General features: G+C 71.6%; 21 protein-coding genes. 10 read left to right on the top strand and 11 right to left on the bottom strand.

Translation table 11 applies throughout. The features are described from left to right. Positions 1-5: 5 nt before the first annotated feature. The 4 genes from lanKC to F8271_RS14210 all read right to left on the bottom strand — a co-directional run bounded on the left by lanKC (position 6) and on the right by F8271_RS14210 (position 5,396). Entirely contained in the window at positions 6-2,603 is a 2,598-nt protein-coding gene (lanKC, locus tag F8271_RS14225) for a class III lanthionine synthetase LanKC (RefSeq protein ID WP_151490247.1), read from the bottom strand. A 192-nt stretch (positions 2,604-2,795) separates the two neighbouring features. After that, the gene (locus tag F8271_RS34190) at positions 2,796-2,972 is read right to left on the bottom strand and encodes a hypothetical protein (protein ID WP_225854528.1); all 177 of its coding nucleotides are present in this window, start codon (positions 2,970-2,972) and stop codon (positions 2,796-2,798) included. Positions 2,973-3,079: 107 nt separating this feature from the next. Further along, a complete protein-coding gene (locus F8271_RS34185) occupies positions 3,080-3,520 on the bottom strand; it encodes an alpha/beta fold hydrolase (protein ID WP_192580282.1) in 441 nt (146 codons plus the stop codon). Between the two features lie 244 nt (positions 3,521-3,764). Next, the gene (locus tag F8271_RS14210) at positions 3,765-5,396 is read right to left on the bottom strand and encodes a beta-N-acetylhexosaminidase (protein WP_151490245.1); all 1,632 of its coding nucleotides are present in this window, start codon (positions 5,394-5,396) and stop codon (positions 3,765-3,767) included. A 190-nt stretch (positions 5,397-5,586) separates the two neighbouring features. On the opposite strand from F8271_RS14210, the gene zwf reads away from it, so the two are divergent. Continuing rightward, a complete protein-coding gene (gene zwf / locus F8271_RS14205; protein WP_151490244.1) occupies positions 5,587-6,966 on the top strand; it encodes a glucose-6-phosphate dehydrogenase in 1,380 nt (459 codons plus the stop codon). Positions 6,967-7,017: 51 nt separating this feature from the next. After that, entirely contained in the window at positions 7,018-7,860 is an 843-nt protein-coding gene (locus tag F8271_RS14200; RefSeq protein WP_225854526.1) for a hypothetical protein, read from the top strand. Positions 7,861-8,028: 168 nt separating this feature from the next. Here the strand turns inward: F8271_RS14200 and F8271_RS14195 are convergent, their stop codons facing one another. Continuing rightward, positions 8,029-8,229 (bottom strand): DUF397 domain-containing protein, encoded by a 201-nt coding sequence (locus F8271_RS14195; protein WP_151490243.1) that lies wholly within the window; start codon positions 8,227-8,229, stop codon positions 8,029-8,031. Next, positions 8,220-8,987, bottom strand: coding sequence for a Scr1 family TA system antitoxin-like transcriptional regulator (locus tag F8271_RS14190; protein WP_151490242.1), 768 nt, complete (start codon positions 8,985-8,987; stop codon positions 8,220-8,222). Before F8271_RS14190 ends, F8271_RS14195 begins: the two co-directional genes overlap by 10 nt. Before the next feature lie 208 nt (positions 8,988-9,195). On the opposite strand from F8271_RS14190, the gene F8271_RS14185 reads away from it, so the two are divergent. The 4 genes from F8271_RS14185 (at position 9,196) to F8271_RS33815 (ending at position 11,411) form a co-directional block, all read left to right on the top strand. Then, positions 9,196-9,495: a hypothetical protein gene (locus F8271_RS14185; protein ID WP_370461905.1), complete on the top strand. Its 300-nt coding sequence runs from the start codon at positions 9,196-9,198 to the stop codon at positions 9,493-9,495. Further along, positions 9,492-9,743, top strand: coding sequence for a flavin reductase (locus F8271_RS14180; protein ID WP_151490241.1), 252 nt, complete (start codon positions 9,492-9,494; stop codon positions 9,741-9,743). The genes F8271_RS14185 and F8271_RS14180 overlap by 4 nt, the downstream gene beginning before the upstream one ends. A gap of 133 nt (positions 9,744-9,876) precedes the next feature. Then, on the top strand, positions 9,877-11,289 hold the full coding sequence (locus F8271_RS14175; RefSeq protein ID WP_151490240.1) for an OFA family MFS transporter: 1,413 nt from the start codon (positions 9,877-9,879) through the stop codon (positions 11,287-11,289). Then, positions 11,286-11,411 carry a hypothetical protein gene (locus F8271_RS33815; protein WP_255473694.1) on the top strand — a complete coding sequence of 42 codons (126 nt, stop codon included), beginning with the start codon at positions 11,286-11,288 and terminating at the stop codon, positions 11,409-11,411. The genes F8271_RS14175 and F8271_RS33815 overlap by 4 nt, the downstream gene beginning before the upstream one ends. A 31-nt stretch (positions 11,412-11,442) precedes the next feature. Here the strand turns inward: F8271_RS33815 and F8271_RS14170 are convergent, their stop codons facing one another. Continuing rightward, positions 11,443-12,171 (bottom strand): SDR family oxidoreductase, encoded by a 729-nt coding sequence (locus tag F8271_RS14170; RefSeq protein WP_151490239.1) that lies wholly within the window; start codon positions 12,169-12,171, stop codon positions 11,443-11,445. Between the two features lie 184 nt (positions 12,172-12,355). Here F8271_RS14170 and F8271_RS14165 point away from each other — a divergent pair, with 184 nt between their 5' ends. Both F8271_RS14165 and F8271_RS14160 read left to right on the top strand, forming a co-directional pair. Then, positions 12,356-12,817 (top strand): peroxiredoxin, encoded by a 462-nt coding sequence (locus F8271_RS14165; protein WP_278122638.1) that lies wholly within the window; start codon positions 12,356-12,358, stop codon positions 12,815-12,817. Between the two features lie 73 nt (positions 12,818-12,890). Beyond that, positions 12,891-13,577 (top strand): hypothetical protein, encoded by a 687-nt coding sequence (locus tag F8271_RS14160; protein ID WP_151490237.1) that lies wholly within the window; start codon positions 12,891-12,893, stop codon positions 13,575-13,577. 6 nt (positions 13,578-13,583) lie between these two features. Here the strand turns inward: F8271_RS14160 and F8271_RS14155 are convergent, their stop codons facing one another. Further along, entirely contained in the window at positions 13,584-13,841 is a 258-nt protein-coding gene (locus F8271_RS14155; protein WP_255473696.1) for a MarR family winged helix-turn-helix transcriptional regulator, read from the bottom strand. A 51-nt stretch (positions 13,842-13,892) separates the two neighbouring features. On the opposite strand from F8271_RS14155, the gene F8271_RS33150 reads away from it, so the two are divergent. Beyond that, complete coding sequence (locus tag F8271_RS33150) at positions 13,893-14,081, top strand: hypothetical protein (RefSeq protein WP_225854535.1); 189 nt, start codon at positions 13,893-13,895, stop codon at positions 14,079-14,081. Between the two features lie 38 nt (positions 14,082-14,119). Here the strand turns inward: F8271_RS33150 and eis are convergent, their stop codons facing one another. The 3 genes from eis to F8271_RS14140 all read right to left on the bottom strand — a co-directional run bounded on the left by eis (position 14,120) and on the right by F8271_RS14140 (position 17,901). Next, the gene (gene eis, locus F8271_RS14150) at positions 14,120-15,304 is read right to left on the bottom strand and encodes an enhanced intracellular survival protein Eis (RefSeq protein WP_151490236.1); all 1,185 of its coding nucleotides are present in this window, start codon (positions 15,302-15,304) and stop codon (positions 14,120-14,122) included. A gap of 171 nt (positions 15,305-15,475) precedes the next feature. Further along, on the bottom strand, positions 15,476-16,474 hold the full coding sequence (gene cydB, locus F8271_RS14145; RefSeq protein WP_151490235.1) for a cytochrome d ubiquinol oxidase subunit II: 999 nt from the start codon (positions 16,472-16,474) through the stop codon (positions 15,476-15,478). A gap of 14 nt (positions 16,475-16,488) precedes the next feature. Beyond that, positions 16,489-17,901, bottom strand: a complete 1,413-nt coding sequence (locus F8271_RS14140; RefSeq protein WP_151490234.1) for a cytochrome ubiquinol oxidase subunit I — start codon at positions 17,899-17,901, stop codon at positions 16,489-16,491. A 167-nt stretch (positions 17,902-18,068) separates the two neighbouring features. Here F8271_RS14140 and F8271_RS14135 point away from each other — a divergent pair. After that, on the top strand, positions 18,069-18,788 hold a 720-nt coding region (locus tag F8271_RS14135; protein ID WP_151490233.1), incomplete at its 3' end, for a 1-acyl-sn-glycerol-3-phosphate acyltransferase.

The following is an 18,788-nucleotide window of genomic DNA, read 5'->3' as shown; positions in this document are numbered from 1 at the left end:
GTCGTTCACCTCCCTTCCTCTCGTTCGTGGAGTGCGTCGCCCTCGCTGTCGCGAGGGAGTCTCTGTGCGTCCGGCAGGGGCGCGAGGAACGGCAGCGCCGGTGGTGCGGCGTGCCGGGCGCAGGCCAGCGCGTACAGCACGCCGGCGGTGCCGGTGCCGAGGTCCATGGACAGGCGCAGCAACTGCTCGCCGGGGAAGGCGGTGCCGTCGCGGTAGGGCAGCGCGTGCCAGGGCAGCCGTCGCAGTTGCGCGTCGAGTTCCCGGCGGTCGGCGTCGTGTGTCGAGGCGGCGAGGTAGGCGATGATGCCGGCCCGGCCGGTGAAGAGTCCGGACTGCGCGTAGAACGGTGAGCGTGCGGCGCGGCGGATCTGCGCGCTCGCCTCGGCGAACCGGTCGTCGGCGCGGTGGCGCAGGTACTGGTCGAGGACCAGTCCGATGCCGGCGCTGCCGTGTGCCAGGTACGGCATGGTCCGCCAGCCCTCGTTGACCTCCAGCGCGCCGTCGGGGCGCAGCACGCAGCGGCGTAGGTCCTGGCGTAGTGCCGTGGCGGCGTGCCCCAGCAGGTCGTCGTCGCCGGTGAGTTCGTGCAGGCGCAGCAGCATCAGCGCGGGGCCGGTCCGGCCGCGCAGCAGCCCGGCGTACGGGTGGCGGCCGCCGCTGATGTCGGGGCCGGGGTCGTCGGCCAGCCGGTCGATCACCCGTTCGGCGGCGCGCCAGGCGGCGTCGCGCAGCGACTGCTCCCCGGTGCGGGCGGCCAGTTCGGCGAGGTTCAGGGCGATTCCGGACAGCCCGCTGGCCAGGCTGTGGTCGAGTCCGTCCACCGGTTCGCGGAGGCAGATGTCGAGGACGTCCAGCGCGTCCTGTCGGCGTCCGAGGTGCTCCAGGGTGTACGCCACGCCGTGCAGTCCGTCGTAGAAGCCGCAGCGGGTGCCGGACGGGGGTGCGGTCGCCCGCCGCGTGAGCCACTGTTCGTGCTCGGGCCAGCGGCCCGCGCCGCTCGCGGCGAGGGCGTACAGCACGCCGGCGGCGCCGTGGGCGAGGTTGAGGCCGCCGCTGCGGAACTGTTCGATGTCGCCGGGGAAGAGCCGGTCGTCGCGTTCGGGGGTGGCGCTGGCGATGATCGCCCTGGTGAGGTGGTCGCGCTGGGCGGGCCAGTCGTCCGCGCCGAGGTCGGTGTGGGGGTCGGTGGCCTGGCGGGGAGCGCCGGTGATCTCCTCGACGGCCGGGTCGAGGAAGGATCGCGGGACCGGGAAGTTCGCGGCGATGATGTCGGCCAGGTGGGCCGCCTTGGTCGGGGCGAGGCGGACCAGTTGGGTCAGGGGCAGGAACAGCGCCAGTCGCAGGCACGCCAGGGCGTACCGGTCGACCGCCGGGCCGCTGCGGTCGCGGGGTGCGGCGAAGCCCTGGTTGCGTAGTCCGGGTCGGCGGTGCCCGGTGATCGGGGCGGCGACCTCGAAGTCGACGAGGGCGACCTGGTCGTCCGGGCGGATCATGATGTTGAACAGGTGCAGGTCGCCGTAGACGAGGCCGCGCTGGTGGATGGCCGCGATGAGGGACTCGACCTGCTCGTGGACGTGCCGCGCCCAGCGGGTGTACGCAGCGCGGTCGTCGGGCGTCGCGTCGGCGTCGATGAGCGGGTACCTGTCGACGAGCACCTTGTTCAGGGGCCGGCCCTGGATGAATTCGAGCGCGAGGAACCGGTGCTCGCCGAGGGTGAACTCGTCGTGCACGCGTGGCACCTGCGGCAGGTCGGCGAGTTGCCGCAGTGCGGCCGCCTCGCGGGCCAGTCGGGCGACGGCGTCGACGCCGTCGGCGTCCAGGCCGGCGTGCGGGCGGGCTTCCTTCAGCACCACCTCGGTGTCGCTTCGCAGGTCCCGGCCCACGTACAGCCCGCCACCGTTGGAGAAGTGGATCACTCGCTCGATGCGGTACGGCACCTGGTTGGTGCTGGTGTCGTTGCGGGCGGCCAGGTGCGGGCCGAGGAAGTCCGGCAGGGTGATCCAGGACGGTACGTGAAAGACCGGTTCGCGGCGGTCGGGCACCAGCGCACCGGTGTCGTCCTCGATCGCCGGGACCACCTGCCCGTCCGGGGAGTGGCAGTAGCGGGCGGCGAATCCGCCGTAGCGCACGTGGACCGGGCCGGCACCGTAGCGCAGGTCGCTCAGGATGTACGGGCCGGACTCGCCGGCGAGCAGCTTGTCGAGCTCCTTGCAGGTCAGCTCCAACTCGGCGTCGTCACGGGGGTAGACGGTGATGAACTTGCCGCTGGCGGCCCGCGCGGCGTACTTGGAGTTGCGCAGCAGCAGCGTGCGGGGCCCGCGCAGGAACTTGAAGGACAGGCCACGGGGGACGCAGTAGTCCCAGACCGCGTCCAGCACCCGCTCGGCGTTCGTCAGGCCCGCCGAGATGTGGACCTTCCAGCCCTGCTGCGGCAGCGAGCCGCCGTCCGGACCGTAGATCAGCCAGTCGTCGAGCGGCTCTCGCCGCCAGCCGGTCGGGACGGGCCGGTCGGCGGCCGGGAAGACGGGCTGGGCGACGGCGCTGCCGAGCGAGTCGTAGAACAGTCGATCCGCGGCGCAGTAACTGTCGTAGCGCTCGTCCATCGTCCCGCCTCCCGTCTCGAACCCGTACCGGCTGTTGTGCCGGCGTTGAATCGAGTCTCGTGGACGGGACGGGGCGCGCCACAGTGCGCTTAGTCATCGGCTTCGATGTGAGGCGCACGGGTACTCATGACAAAAGTCAGGTCCGCGCGGCCGGCGGGCGCCCGGGACGCGCTCGGGTGCTCGCCGCCCAGGTCAGTCGCGGGTGCGGCGCAGCCAGTGGTGGGTGTGCGCGCGCAGCAGGGCGGGCTGCTCGTAGGGCAGGTAGTGGCCGGCCTCGTCGATCACGCTGAAGGTGCCGTGCGGGTAGCGGCGCATGGCGTGGAACTGGTCGGCGTAGCCGACGATGCCGTCCTGCCGGCCGGTGAGCACGCTGACCGGGCCGTCGAAGACGGTGTCGGCGGTCTCGTCGGGCAGCGCGTACCCGGGTCCTGTGCGGAGGTCGTGTTGGAATGCGTCGTCGCCGGGGCCGCCGGAGTTCAGCGCGGCGAGGACCGTGGCGACGACGCCCGGGGTGCGGTGGCCCAGCGCGGTGTCGAGGTGCGGGTGCAGGTCGGCGGGGGCGGCGTCGAGCCAGCCGGTGGGCGCCGTTGACGGGTGGGGGTCGGGCAGGGTTCGGCTGGCTGGTGCGATGGTGACGCCCGGGCAGACGAGGAGCAGGCCGCGGACCGGTCCGGTCGCTGGCGGGCGATCCCGGCGGCGAGATAGGCGCCGTAGGACGCTCCGGCGAGCAGGACGGGCGCGTCGGTGTGGCGGTCGAGCCATGCGCAGACGGTGTCGAGTATGGCTTGGGAGGCGGGGTGGTCGGTCGCCGGTGAGTCGCCGTGGCCGGGCAGGTCCAGGTACGTCTCGTGCAGGCCTGCGCCGGCGAGGGCGGGGCTGAAGGCTGCTGCCGTGGCGGCGCGGGTGGTGCTGAACATAGGCAGGCAGACAATCGTCGGTCCGGTTCCCGTTGTTTCGTCAACCGCCAGGTCCATTCCGGGAGCCTAGCGAGCGGACGTGGAACGGGTGTGCGTCGCCTGCTCGTGCTGGCCCGACTGCGCTGCCTGCGATCCGTCGCCGGCAGCGGATCGCAGGCAGCGCCGAGTCCGTCGGCGGACACCTCCTGCGGTCGTTGAGGGATGCCGGGGCGCCGGCTGGGTTCGGTCGGCGCACCGGGTCGGCTCAGATCCAGGGCACCTGGGGGGACGGGTAGAAGTTGACCTGTTGCAGCCGCCAGCGGGGTGCCTGCTCCCCCAGCCGGGTCCGGAATGACTCCCAGTCGTGGCTGGTGGTGGTCGACCAGCCGAGTTCGGCGATCGCCGGCAGGCGGGGGAAGGCCATGTACTCGATGTCGTCGAGGCTGCGCAGGGTCTCGGACCACAGGGGCGCCTCGACGCCGAGGACCGCGCTCTCGCCGACGCCGGTGACGCGCGTGGCCGGGTCCCAGCCGTACGCGTCGGACACCTCGATGAGGCCGGCCCAGCGCAGTCCGAGGCGGGTGGTGGCGTCGTACTTCATGTCCAGGTAGGACTTGTTGGCGGGGGACATGATGACCTTGGTGCCGCGGGTGACGGCGTCGACGAGGTCGGCGTTGGTGGTGCCGGTGCCCCAGAACTGGGCGACAGCGTCGGCGGGCGGATCGGCCTGCGCGATCTCGTTCCAGCCGGAGGCGCGTTTGCCGTACTTGCTGACCAGCGGCAGCACGCGGTTCATGAACGTGCGGTAGTCCTCGTCGGTGGTGGCGTGGGCTTCGTCGCCGCCGATGTGCAGGTACGGGCCGGGGGTGATGGCGGCGAGTTCGCGGATGACGTCCTCGACGAAGCGGTAGGTGAGCTCGTCGTTGATGCACAGGGAGCTGTAGCCGACGGCGATGTCGGTGCGTGGGGGCGGTGCGACGCCGTCGCAGTTGAGTTCGGGGTAGGTCGACTGGGCGGCGTTGGTGTGCCCGGGCATGTCGATCTCGGGGACGATGGTGACGTGCCGGGCGGCGGCGTACGCGACGACGGCCTGGTAGTCGGCTTTGGTGAGGTATCCGGGGCCGACGCCGTCGACGCCGGTGCCGGGCCCGCCGCCGACGGTGGTGAGGCGGGGCCAGGAGTCGATCTGGATACGCCAGCCCTGGTCGTCGGTGAGGTGCAGGTGCAGGTAGTTGATTTTGTACTGGCTGATGAGGTCGACGTACGCGGTGATCTCGTCGACGGTGTGGAAGTGCCGGGCGAGGTCGAGCATGGCGCCCCGGTAGGCGAAGCGCGGGTAGTCGATGATCCGTCCGCCGGGGATGGTCCAGGTGGTTCGTTGCCGGGTGGGTGCCTCGATGTCGGCGGGTAGGAGTTGGCGCAGTGTCTGGGTGCCGGCGAACAGCCCGGCGGGGGTGGTGGCGCGGATCGTCACGCCGCGGCGGGTGACGTCGAGCTGGTAGCCCTCCTGGCCGACGCGGTGGTCCGCTTCCCCGAGGACGAGGGCGATCTCGGGCAGTGGCGTGGAGGGCACGGGCAGGACGGGCAGGGGGTAGCCGGTGGCGGGGCGCAGTGTGTCGGCGAGTTGGCGGCCCACCTGCCAGGCGGCGGAGGAGCCGGGTGCGGTGCGGATGACCGTGAGGGGGCTGAGCCGGAATGCGGCGCGGGCGTCGGGGCGGGTGTCGACGGGCACGGGGATCACGTCGGTGAGCTGTCGGGCCGGGGTGCTCGGTGTGGCGACGGCGGGGGCTGCGGAGAGGGTGAGCGGTAGCGCGAGCGCGGCTATGGCCAGCAGCCGCGTCGTGGTGTGTCGGCGACGCACGGATACCTCCAGGCCTTCGTCGTGATCGGTGGTCATCGATCCGATTCGCACGCTACCCGGGACGCGACCGGACTGTAAACCTTCCTAATCGTTGATCCGGGACACCGCCGTCCCCGGGTGGTGCGGCTGTCGCCGTGCTCACGGCCACCCTGTCGGGGGAATGCGCAGGTGGGCCGGGCCGTTCACCGATTGGAAGATCAGGTTCACATGATCGGATGGAAGTGCCATGCCCATGCGCTCAGACGCGGTAGTGCTGTTCGGCGTCACGGGAGACCTCGTCTCGAAGAAGTTGTTCCCGGCGCTGTACGAGCTGACCCGCCGCGGCCGCCTCGACGTCCCGGTGATCGGCGTGGCCCGCTCCCCCTGGGACGATCAGCAACTGGTCACCACCGCCCGCAAGTCGGTCACCGAGGCCAACGATGAGGTCGACGACGAGGCGTTCGACGCCCTGGCGGGCAACCTGTCGATGATCTCCGGCGACTACGCCGACCCCGACACGTACCGGCGGTTGGCCGAGCGCCTGCGTGACGCCGAGCGGCCGATCTTCTACCTGGCGATCCCGCCGGCGGTGTTCGGCGCCGTCGTCGAGGGCCTGGCGGCGGCCGGCCTGGCCGACCGGGGCCGGGTGATCGTGGAGAAGCCGTTCGGGCGTGACCTGGACTCGTCGCGGGAGCTGGACCGGACGCTGCGCGCGGCGTTCGACCCGCAGCGCGTCTTCCGCATCGACCACTATCTCGGTAAGGAAGCCGTCGAGGGCCTGTACGCCGTCCGGTTCGCCAACCGGTTGTTCGAGCCGCTGTGGAACCGCGACCACATCGACAACATCCAGGTCACCCTCGCCGAGGGGTTCGGCACCCAGGGCCGTGCCGGTTTCTACGACACCGTGGGCGCCACCCGCGACGTGCTGCAGAACCACATCCTGCAGGTCGTCGCGTTGATCGCGATGGACGCGCCGGCCGCCGACGACACCGACGCCTTCCGTGCGGCGGAGAGCGCGGTGCTGCGCCAGATCGAGGCGCTGTCGCCGGAGAGCACCGTGCGGGGACAGTACGCGGGCTACCGCGACGAGCCGGGCGTCGCGCCGGGCTCGAACACCGAGACGTTCGTGGCGACCCGGTTGACGGTCGACTCCCCCCGCTGGGCCGGAGTGCCGTTCTACCTGCGCACCGGCAAGTCCCTGCCGGGAACGGCCACCGAGGTGGTAGTCGAGTTCAAGCAGCCCCAGCGGACGCTCATCCCGGCCGAGGGCGGGGCCGCGGCGCCGGCGAACCTGCTGCGCTTCCGGCTCGGCCGCGGTGACGGCATCACGATGTCGATCCAGGCGAAGAGCCCGGGCGCCGAGGTGACCAGCCGGCCGGTGGACCTGTCGGTGGACTTCGGCGCGGCGTTCGGTCGCCGTCAGGAGGCGTACGAGCGGCTGCTCGACGACGCGATGGACGGGCAGCATCTGCGGTTCGCGCGCGCCGAGACGATCGAGGAGGAGTGGCGCATCGTCGGGCCGATCCTGGACCTGGCCGACGAGGTGCAGCCGTACGACAAGGGCACCTGGGGTCCGGCGGACGCCGACGCCCTCGCCGGCGGCTGGCACACCCCCGACCTGCGGTAGTGGCGCTGCTCACGGTGCCGGCGCCGCCGACGTCGTGGCAGGCTGTGCCGGGTGACAGGTGATCATCAGGGTCAGGACACGGTACGCGCGCTCGCCGAGCTGGCGGAGGCCGAGTTCATGTTCCGGTACGAGTCGGGGGCGCCGGCCGACGTCCGGGACGCGCTCGGCATCCGCACCGCCCGGATCGGTGGCGGGGTGGTGCTGTCGATGCGGCACGACCCGACCGGCTACTGGAGCAAGGCGCTCGGGTTCGGCTTCGACGAGCCGGTCACCGGTGACCTGATCGCGCGGGTGTGCGACGTGTACCGCGCCGAGGGCACTCCCGGTGCGGTCATCCAGATCGCGCCGGACCGGTTGCCGGCGGACTGGGACGAGATCTGCGCGCGGGAGACCATCACCCCGGGGAGCGTCTGGGTGAAGATGGCCGGCGAGATCGCGGCGCTGCGGCCGGGCCGCACGGACCTGCGGGTCGGACCGGTCCCCGACGAGCTGGTGGACGAGTGGACGTCGGTGGTGCTGCGGTGCTTCGGCATGCCCGAGCAGCACCTCGCGCCGATGCTCGCCGCCGGTGTGCGCGATCCCGGCTTCCGTCCGTTCGCGGCCTGGGACGGCACGCAGATGGTGGCCGCCGCCAACCTGTTCGTGCACGGCGAGGTCGCCTCGCTCAACACCGGCGCGACCCTGCCGACGCACCGGGGTCGGGGCGCGCAGTCGGGCCTGTTGGCGGCCCGGGTGGCCGCCGCGGCGGCGGCGGGCTGCCGGTGGGTCACCGCCGAGACGGGCCGACCCGATCCGGGTACGTCCAACCCGTCGCTGGACAACATGCGCCGCCTGGGTCTCACGCTGCTCTACGAGCGGCGCAACTGGGTGTGGCGGGCGCAGCCGGCCGGCTAGCGGCGATCGGTGGCAGCTCAGACGCGCGACGCCCGGCGTGTCGCATTGCTCATCTGCCAACGAACAAAGGGTGCCCGGCCCGTCCGGCTCGGTTTCCTGGAAATGGGGTGTCCGACCGTCGTCGATACCCCATTTTCCGCGAAACGGAGTCGATCGCGCGGGCGCTGGTCAGGCGGCGGTGTCGAGGGCCTTCGCGAAGCGGACGAAGCCCTGCCACTGCGCGGAGCCGAAGCTCAGCGTGCCACCGTCGCGGTCCTTCGTGTCACGGACGAGGACGACGCCAGGCAGGTTGTCGGCGACCTCCAGGCAGTTGCCGCCGTTGTTGCCGCTCTTCGTGCTTTTACGCCACTGCGCACCCGTCACGTCCATGATGCTGCCGCTTCCTTAATGAGGTCGAGAGACTGCGCCCGCGGTAATGCCTCACCGCTGATCCGCGCCCACCGCCGGTCAAGGGTAGCAATATCGACCGCTGACTCGATGATTTGTGCCTGCGCTTGGCCGTCGACGTGCGCGACACGTATGCCGTCGCGCATCTCAGCGATGCTGAACGGCCCGCCCAGACCGGGATACATGCCGACATTGGCTGGAACAATGTGGACTTGCACGGTCGGCAGCGTCGCATACGAGGCGAGTTGTTCGCATTGCTCACGCATCATGTCCCGGTCGTCTCCCAGCGTCCGGCGCAACACGCCTTCGTCGATGATGGCAACGAAGAGCGGTGCTCGATCGCGATGGAGAAGGGTTTGCCGGGCGATGCGCGCCGCTGCGAGTTCGTCGACTTCCTCGGCACTCAGCGCCTCTCCCGCCAGCGTCGCCCGGGCGTAAGCCTCCGTCTGTAGGAGCCCCGGCACCCAGGCGAATTCAAAGCCGCGCAGGGACAGCGCCTCGCGCTCGATGTCCGCCCAGGGTCGGAACCACGCCGGTTCGCGACGGGTCAGGACGTCCGGCCATAGTTCACCGACCTCCTGACCGAGCAGGCGAGCGACCTCGGCGCGGTGTCTCGCGCGGGGAATGCGTCCCGGGTTGGCCCACCGTGCGGCCGTCTTCGGATCGACCCCAACCTGGCCAGCGAGACTCTCGGCTGTTTCGCCCGCCTCGGCCATCGCTGCGATGAGTACGTGGTTCACTGCGCGCCTTCCCTCTGACGTCCCGAACGTCCCAGAGGAATGCTTATACGGAGTGTATGCGTCCCGCAACCCCCAGCGAAGGTGGGAGGTAGACGGCGCGGCCGGTAGGGACCCGAACCCGGCGGACGCGTTCGTAGCGGGGCCGCCCCCACGGGCGAGCACTCACCGGGGCGGCCCCTCCCACCGCCGCACATCCGAGGGGAAGACCGTGCCCATCGAGAAGCTGAAGCCCGCCGGCGCGAGTGCACGGGAGGTGCGCTCTGGCGACCTGCTGCACCTGACCCGTGCCGCGAGTCCGCAGTTCGTCCGGCCCATCACGGTGCGGGTGATCCGGGCATTGAGCGACCGGCACACGTACGACGGCTGGCTGTGGATCGACGCGTACCAGCTCGGCCGCAACGGCGACGCCGTCGCGCGGCGCGAGTTGTACCTGATGCCGGCGGGCGCGCGATGGTTGACGGCGGTGCCGGCGCCCGTCCGCCGTACTCCGGTGGGGGTTGGTCGGTGACCCGGCGTCGGCCCGCGCATCTGCCGACGCGACCGACCTGGCGGTGTCGGGCGTGCGGCATCGCCTGGCCGTGCTCGGTGGCGAAGCTGAACCTTCTCGCCGAGTACCGCGAGGATCGAGCCGCCCTGCTGGATTATCTGACGACGCTGCGCGACGAGGCTGTGGCACAGCTCAGCGCCGAGCTACCTGACGGCGTGCCGCGCGCTGATCTGACCGAACGGTTCACCGGCTGGGCGTCCGCCCGGTAGTTCCTCGGCCCGAGGGGCTGACTGACCGCTCAGCTCACGGCATCGACCGTCCGGCGCTGGCGAGGTTTGCCGACGAGGCGCGGTGTGGGCATGTGGAGGACGTCTCCCGTCCGCTTCGGAGAGGAAGCAGCGCATGCTTTCCGCACTCGATCGTCGGCACACCGTCGCGCCGCCCGGCTACAGCCGGTGGCTCATCCCTCCGGCGGCGTTGGCCATTCACCTGTGTATCGGTCAGGTCTACGCGACCAGCGTGTACAAGAACTCGCTGATCGCCCACTTCGACGCCAGCCAGACCGCGATCGGGGTCATCTTCAGCATCGCGATCGTGATGCTGGGGTTGTCCGCCGCGGTCGCCGGGACGTGGGTGGAGGCGAACGGGCCCCGCAAGGCGATGTTCGTCTCGGCCTGCTTCTGGGCGGCGGGCTTCCTGGTGGGCTCGCTGGGCATCGCCACGAAGCAGCTGTGGCTGCTGTACGTGGGTTACGGGCTGCTCGGCGGCATCGGCCTGGGCGTCGGGTACATCTCCCCCGTCTCCACGCTGATCAAGTGGTTCCCGGACCGGCCGGGTCTGGCCACCGGTCTGGCGATCATGGGTTTCGGTGGTGGGGCGATGGTGGCCTCCCCGCTGTCGCGGCAACTGCTGTCGTTCTACGACCCCGCCTACGACCCGTCCAACGCCGGCTCCACGGCGTCGGGCAGCGCGCTGGTGTGGCTGTTCGTGACGCTCGGCCTGGGCTACTTCGTGATCATGATGTTCGGGGTGGCGAACGTGCGGGTGCCCGCCGAGGGGTGGCGTCCGGACGGCTTCGACCCGGCGAGCGTCGCGGCCAAGCCCCTGGTCACCACGGCGAACGTGTCGGCGGCCAACGCGGTGAAGACCCGCTCGTTCTGGCTGCTGTGGGTGGTGCTGTTCTGCAACGTGACCGCCGGCATCGGCATCCTGGAACAGGCCAGCCCGATGATCCAGGACTTCTTCCGGGACAACGGCACCTCGGCGGTGACGGTGGCGGCGGCCGGCGGGTTCGTGGGCCTGCTGTCGCTGTTCAACATGGCCGGTCGGTTCGTGTGGTCGTCCACCTCGGACGTCATCGGACGCAAACCGATCTACCTGGTGTACCTGGGGGTCGGCATGGTGCTGTACGCGCTGCTGGCGCTGGTCGGGCAGACCGCGACGGCGCTGTTCGTGCTGCTGGCCTGCGTGATCCTGTCGTTCTACGGCGGCGGGTTCGCCACGGTGCCGGCGTACCTGCGGGACCTGTTCGGGACGTACCAGGTGGGTGCGATCCACGGTCGGCTGCTGACCGCCTGGTCGGCGGCGGGGATCGCCGGCCCGCTGATCGTCAACGGGTTCCTCGACGCGCAGGGCGAACCGGGCACGTTGACGGCGGCGGCGTACCGGCCGGCGCTGTTCACCATGGTGGGCGTGCTCGCGGTGGGCTTCGTGGCGAACCTGCTGGTGCGTCCGGTGCCGCAGCGCTACCACGAGCCGGCGCGGGGTCAGAGCGCGGACGAGGACACGGCGGTCGAGAGGAGCGGTACGCGATGAGCGACGACGGTCGGCACGGGCAGCAGGCCCGGTTGTGGATCTCCTGGTTGGTGGTGGCGGTGCTGCTCGGCTACGGGGTCGTGCAGACGGTGATCACGGCGGCGAAGCTGTTCACCCACTGAGGCGGTGAGCCGGGGCGCACCACGCCCCGGCTCACAGGCCGCCGGAGACGCGCAGCACCGTGCCGGTGGCGTACGAGGCGTCCGGGCCGAGCAGCCAGGCGATGGCGGCGGCGATCTCGTCGGGTTCGCCGGCGCGGCCCATCGGGATGCGGCCGGCGGCGCTGTCGGCGCGATCGGGCACGCCGGAGTCGGTGTGGATGTCGGTGCGCACCAGGCCGGGGGCGACGGCGTTGACGCGGATGCCGCGGGGCGCGAGTTCCTTGGCCAGGCCCACGGTGAGGGTGTCGGTGGCGGCCTTCACGGCGGCGTAGTGCACGTACTCCCCCGGGCTGCCGAGCGTCGCGGCGGCCGACGACACGTTGACGATGGCGCCGCCGTCGCCCAGCCGGCGGGCGGCCTGCTGGGCACACAGGACGTAGCCGACGAGGTTGACGTCGACGACGCGGCGCAGGTCCTCGACGCGCAGCTCGGTGAAGGGGCCGATGAGGCTGGTGACACCGGCGTTGTTGACCAGGCCGGTGATGGGGCCGAGACGTGCGGCGGCGTCGAACAACGCGACGACCTGCTCGGGGTCGGTGGTGTCGGCGCGTACCGCGACGGCCTGCACACCGGTGGCCCGCAGGTCGGCCAGGACCGCGTCGGCGGCGGCGTCGTCGCGGCGGTAGCACAGGGCGATGTCGTGCCCGGCGCGGGCGAGTCGGCGGGCGGTGGCCGCGCCGATGCCCCGGCCGCCGCCGGTGATGACGGTGACGGGTGCCACGGTGCCTCCAGGGCTGTCGGGTGGGATGGGCCGACGCTACCGTGACCGGCGCGGATCAGTCGTCGAGAGGAGGGTCACATGCGGCGGGCGTTGGTGCTCGGCGGCGGTGGCGGACGAGGTGTCGGCGCTCTGGGCGTGATCGCTTACGCTCACCGCGCGTTCGATCGGACAACGGAGGTGCGCGGTGGCGGGTGTGGGTGTCGGCGACGTGGTGGAGGACTTCGAGCTGCCGGATGAGACGGGCACGCCGCGGCGGCTGTCGGAGTTCCTGGCGACCGGTCCGGTGGTGCTGTTCTTCTACCCGGCGGCGATGACCCGGGGCTGCACGGCGGAGAGCTGCCATTTCCGGGATCTGGCCGCGGAGTTCACGGCGCTGGGCGCGTCGCGGGTGGGCATCAGCCGCGATCCGGTGGCGAAGCAGGCGGAGTTCTCGAAGCTGCACGGCTTCGACTACCCGCTGCTGTCGGATGTGGACGGCACGGTGGCGCAGGCGTTCGGGGTGAAGCGGCGGGTGCCGTTGGGGCCGCTGAGCATGAAGCGGATGACGTTCGTGATCGGCGCCGACCGGCGGGTCATCGAGGTGATCCACAGCGAGGTCAGCATGAACGACCACGCCGACCGGGCGTTGCGGGCACTGGGCGGCTGAGCCCCGTGCGGCGGGTGTCGCAGCGGGCTGGTATCAAGACAGCAATCAAACAGGTGTACGGAAGAGGGTTGTGATGGATGCCGGCCAGGGTTTGTCCACTGACGAGGTGCAGAGCATCCGGGAGGCGTTGGCGGCCGGGCGTAGGCCGCGGGTGGTGTTCACCGCGTCGGCGGGGCAGATCGCCGGTCAGGTCGGCCAGGTGGTCGAGCTGACCGACCCCGAGGTGTCCGACGAGTTCGTGGTGGTGCGGTTCGGTCGCGACGAGCTGCCGTTCTCCCCCGCGGATCTGGCGGTGGCGCCCAAGGGCGCGGGCCGTCGGCTGGTGGAGCCCAAGGCGGAGCCGGAGCCGCCGGCGTCGCCCGCGGTGGCCGCGCCGGAGTTCGTGTTGGACACGCCGCGGGTGCCCGCGCCGCGACAGGGGGAGCCGAAGGTGGAGCAGACGGAGAAGGCGCCGGCGCGACGGGCGGTCAAGGCCGTCAAGCCGAAGAGCCCGGCCGGTCTGACGGTGACGCTGGCGTACGCCGACGGCGAGTGGACCGTCGCCGCGCAGCAGGGCACCAAGGCTCTCGCGAAGCCGTACGTGGTGAAGCCGGCCGAGGCGTTGAAGATGGTGGCGCTGGTCGACGTGCCCGGTGTGCAGGAGGCGGTGGAGCAGATCCTCGGCACCGAGCGGGCCGAGGCCGAGCAGCAGGCGGAGAAGCTGCGCGCCGAGCTGGCCGAGATCGAGGCGCGGCTCGCGGAGCTGCGCGAGGCCCGCTGAGGGTGCTCAGCGTCGGGTGTGGTGTTCCAGCAGCCGGGTGAGCTGGTCGCGTTCGGCGGTGGACAGCGGGGCGAGCAGCTCGTCCTGGACCCGGCCGACGGTGGCGGTCATCCGGCGGGCCTCGTCGGCGCCGGCGTCGGTGAGGCTGATGACGTTGCGGCGGCGGTCGGCCGGGTCGGGGGCGCGTACGAGGAGTCCCCGACCGGCCAGGTCGTTGATGGCGGCCACGACGTCGCTGCGGTCGATGCCGCAGCGTCGGCCCAGGTCGGCCTGGCTGGCGGGGCCGTCCTCGGCCAGTGACGCGAGCAGCCGGTAGTGGTAGCCGCGCAGGTCGTGCGCGGCGAAGCCCTCGCTGAGCAGGCGGGCGGCATCGCCGACGCCGTCGCGGGCATCACCGTCCGCCTGTACGGGGACATCCCGGCCGACGAGGCGGACGCCGCCGCCCGGGTGCTGACCCTGATCACCCAGCGGGCCAACGCCGAACTGGCGGCGATCCCCACCTGACCGGCGCGGTTCACCGTAAATCCGGAGTGGGCTGCCGGTCAGAAGTAGTCGAGCAGCTGCGCCACGCCGCCGGCGCCCAGCAGGTCCAGGGCGTCGGGGTCGGCGCCGTGCAGCAGGCCGGCCTGGGCGACCGACCGGGCGCGCGCGGCACCGGCGTACAGCAGGGCGAATCCGCGTACGTCGAGGCGCAGGTCCGCCTCGTCGCCGATCCGGGTCAATTCGGCGGCACCGTCGGCGACGGCGAGGCGCCAGGTGCCGGTGTTCCATTCGGCGAGCGGGTCGGTGAGGGTGAAGTCGACGGTGCCCCGGGCGTGGGCGGGCCACCCGCGTGCGGCGACCGCCCGGACCACGTCCACCGGTCGGTGCATCCACAGGTCCCGCTCGTGGTCACGGGCCGACTCCAGCGGCAGGACGGTGCTGACCACGTCACCGTCGAGCGGGCACAGCCGCAGGGTCGGCGCGACGCTGGCCCAACTGCCGAGCACGCCGACGAGCGCCCGCGCGGCCTCGGCCGTGACGGCTAGGGCCTCGTCGACGGTGAGCACCGAGTCGGCGCCGTAGCCGCGACCCCGCTGCCAGGTGGCGTATGCGACCAGGTCACCGCCGTCCTCGACGAGGGTGAGCCCATCGCCGGGCAGGTCGCCGTCGGCGGTGAAGTGATCGAACAGCTCGCCCCGGCGGGTGAGCATGCCGTTGCGGTGCCGGGTGACGCCCTCGTACAGGGCGGCGACGGCGGGCAGATCGACAGGCGTGCCGGCGCGCACGGTCAGGTGCGCGGCGGGCCGGTGTCGGGGCAGCGCGGCGGTGGCCAGGTCGACGGTGCGCAGCACGCCGGCGGTCTCCCACCCCAGGGCGCGGTACGGGGCGGCGACGGTCGGGTAGAGGGCGCTGACCGCCGCGCCGCGCTCGCGGGCGCCGCGCAGCAGGGCGGTGAGCATGGCCCGGGCCACGCCCCGCCCCCGAGCCTCGGGGGCGACCGCCACACCGGCGACGTCGGCGGCGGGCACCGCCCGGCCCGACCACCACTGCTCGTGGTGCAGCTCGACGGCCTTGCCGACGAGCCGGCCGGCGTCGTCGAACGCGCCGTAGCGGGTCATGCCGGGCACCACGACGGTGGTGCTGGCGGGTCGCTCCGAGGTGGAGCCGAACGCGAACCGGCCCAGCTCCCAGGCGGCGTCGAGGTCGTCGGCGGTGAGTTCGCGCACGTGTACGGTGGCGGGCATCGGCACACCGTAGCGAGACGGCCCCGCCCCGGCAGCGGATTTACGCCGGCATGATCGACGCGTCTCCGCCCCCCACCCCGCCGATCATGGAGTTGTGGTGGGTGACGAAATGCCCTTGACGCCCCAAGTCGGGCACCACAAGTCCATGATCGACAGAGGTCGGCGCGCCGGTCAGTGCTGTGGGATGTTGGCCACGCCGATGCGCTTGCGGAACACCCAGTACGTCCACGCCTGGTAGGCCAGCACGACCGGCGTGAAGATCACGGCCACCCAGGTCATGATCTTCAGGGTGTACGGGGTGGAGGCGGCATTGGTGGCCGTCAACGTGCCAGCCGCGTCCAGGGTGGACGGCAGCACGTTCGGAAACAGCGCCGCGAACAGGGTCGCCACGGCCAGGCCGATCGCCACGGCGGTACCGGTGAACGCCCAGCCCTCCCGTCGTACCCGGGCGGCGGCGAGACCACCGAGCAGGGCGAGGGCCGCGCCGACGGCGAGCACGACGGCGGCCGCGCTGGAGCGGATGCTCAACGTCCAGGTCAGGAACCCGACCGCGAGCACGGCGGCGCCGACGCCCAGGCGCACCGCGAGCGCGCCGGCGCGCTCGCGGATGTCGCCGGTGGTCTTCAGGGCGAGGAACACCGCGCCGTGGGTCAGGAACAGCGCCAGGGTGGTCACGCCACCCAGCAGGGCGTACGGGTTGAGCAGGTCCACCAGGCCACCGACGTACTCGTGGTCGGCGTCCAGGGGCACGCCGCGCAGGATGTTGGCGAAGGCGACGCCCCACAGGATCGCCGGCAGCAGCGACCCGAGGAAAATCGCCGCGTCCCAGCGGCGCTTCCAGGACGCCTCGGGCCGCTTGTGCCGGTACTCGAAGGCGACCCCGCGGGCGATCAGCGCCAGCAGGATCAGCAGCAGCGGCAGGTAGAAGCCGGAGAAGAGGGTGGCGTACCACTCGGGAAACGCGGCGAACATGGCGCCGCCGGCGGTGATCAGCCACACCTCGTTGCCGTCCCACACCGGGCCGATGGTGTTGATCAGCACGCGGCGTTCGCGGTCGTCGCGGCCCAGCACGGGCAGCAGCATGCCGACGCCGAAGTCGAAGCCCTCCAGGATGAAGTACCCGGTGAACAGCACGGCGACGAGGAGAAACCAGATGGTGGTCAGGTCCACGATGGGCTCCGGGGTCAGTAGGCGAAGGCGAGCGGACGCTCGGCGTCGTCGGTGTCGTCGGTGGGGTTCTCCTCGCTGACGTCGGGCACCCCGGCCTTGGCGTAGCGCAGCAGGAGCTTGACCTCGATCACGGCGAGGGTGGCGTAGATCAGCGTGAAGGCGGTGAACGAGGTGAGCACCTCGGTCAGCGAGACGCTGCGGGACACGCCGTTGCGGGTGAGCATCTCGCCGAAGACGATCCACGGCTGGCGGCCCATCTCGGTGAAGATCCAGCCGAAGGAGTTGGCCAGCAGCGGCAGCACCGGCATGGCCAGCCCGGCGCGCAGCAGCCACCGGCTGCTCGGGGTGCGGCCCTTGCGCTGGCTCCAGAGCACCAGCAGGGCGATCGCGCCGGCGGCCATCCCGAAGGCGATCATGAAGCGGAAGCTCCAGTAGGTGACCGGGATGATCGGGGTGTAGCTGCCCGCGCCGTACTGGGTGGCGTACTGGGCCTGCAGGTCGTTGATGCCCTGCACGGTGCCGTGCGGGTCGCCGGTGCCCAGGTACGACAGCAGGTACGGGATCTTCAGGGCGAACACCTCGCGGCTGCCGTCGAGGCTGCCGATCGTGAGCACGGAGAACGAGGCGGGGCTCTCGGTGGTGTACAGGCCCTCGGCGGCGGCCATCTTCATCGGCTGCACGTCCGTCATGATCTTGCCTTGGATGTCGCCGGTGAACAGCACGGCGGCGGAGGCGACCAGGACCACCCAGGAGCCGAACTTCGTGGCGAAGCGGTACGCGCCGGTGTCGGCGGAGTCGCGGTTGCGGATCACGTGCCACAGCCCGACCGCGACGATCAGCGACCCGGCGACCAGGAACGAGCCGGCCAGGGTGTGCGGGAAGGTGATCAGGGCGACCTTGTTGGTCAGCACGGCCGGGAAGTCGGTCAGCTCGGCGCGTCCGCTGTCGGGGTTGATCCGGAAGCCGACCGGGTTCTGCATGAACGAGTTCGCCGCGAGGATGAAGTACGCGGACAGGTTCGTGCCGATCGCGGCGGCCCAGATGCTGGCCAGGTGCGCCCGCTTGGGCAACCGGTCCCAGCCGAAGATCCACAGGCCGATGAAGGTGGATTCGAGGAAGAACGCGACAAGCGCCTCGATGGCCAGCGGCGCGCCGAAGATGTCGCCGACGAAGCGGGAGTAGTCGCTCCAGTTCATGCCGAACTGGAACTCCTGCACGATGCCGGTGACCACGCCCATCGCGAAGTTGATCAGGAAGAGTTTGCCGTAGAACTTGGTGAGCTTGAGGTAGCGCTCGTTGCCCGTGCGGTGCCACATCGTCTGCAGGATGGCCACCAGCACGGACAGGCCGATGGTCAGCGGAACGAAGAGAAAGTGGTAGACGGTGGTGACACCGAACTGCCACCGGGCGACGTCCAACGCGTCCACCTGAATACCCCCAGCTATGCGTACTACGAGACGTAGTAAATACTACTGCTCGTCGTAGAGAATCGGGCAGGGTCGGGCGGCCCGAACCGGCCCGGGACCAATGACCCTGATCACCCCGGCCAACCAGCCCTCGCGACCGGGCCGACGCGTGCGACGATGTCGCGCTGATGGACACCGCGAACTCCACCTGGCAGCCGCCGCTGATCTGGCGTGCCGCCCTCCTGCTGGCCCGAGCCCTGGTCGGCCTGCTCGCCCGCCTCGAGGTCAGCGGCGACGTGCCCGCGCACCTACGCCGCGGCCCACTCGTGCTGGCCGCCAACCACATCAGCCCGTTCGACCCCGTCGTGATGGCCGCCGCCTGCCAGACCCGCGGCATCGCCCCCCGGATCATGGCGACCGCCGGACTGTTCCGCGCCCCGGTGCTCGGCGCCGCCATGCGTCACGCCGGCCACATCCGCGTCGACCGGGGCACCAGCGCCGTGCACCGGGCCCTCGACGACGCTGCCACCGCCGTCGCCCGAGGGTCGGTGATCCTCATCTACCCCGAGGGGCGCATCGGCCTGGACCCCGGCATGTGGCCCGAACGCGGCAAGACCGGCGCCGCCCGACTCGCCCTGGCCTGCGCCGCCCCCGTCATCCCGGTCGCCCAGTGGGGCTCCCACGAGGTGCTGCCCTACCAGGCGCCCCGGGGCATGCTGCGCGGCGTCGCCCGCGCACTGTGGCGCCGCCCGGTGATCCGGGTGCACTTCGGCACGCCCGTCGACCTGGCCGAGACGACCGCCGCCACCCCGGGGGCGGCCCGCCGGGCCACCGACCGGATCATCGACGCGCTCACCGACACCCTGGCCCCGCTGCGGCCCGACGAACCGGACCTGCCCCGCCACGTC

It is taken from the genome of Micromonospora sp. ALFpr18c (assembly GCF_008868155.1).
Classification (GTDB): Bacteria; Actinomycetota; Actinomycetes; order Mycobacteriales; family Micromonosporaceae; genus Micromonospora.
This window is presented reverse-complemented; position numbering and strand designations above follow the sequence as displayed.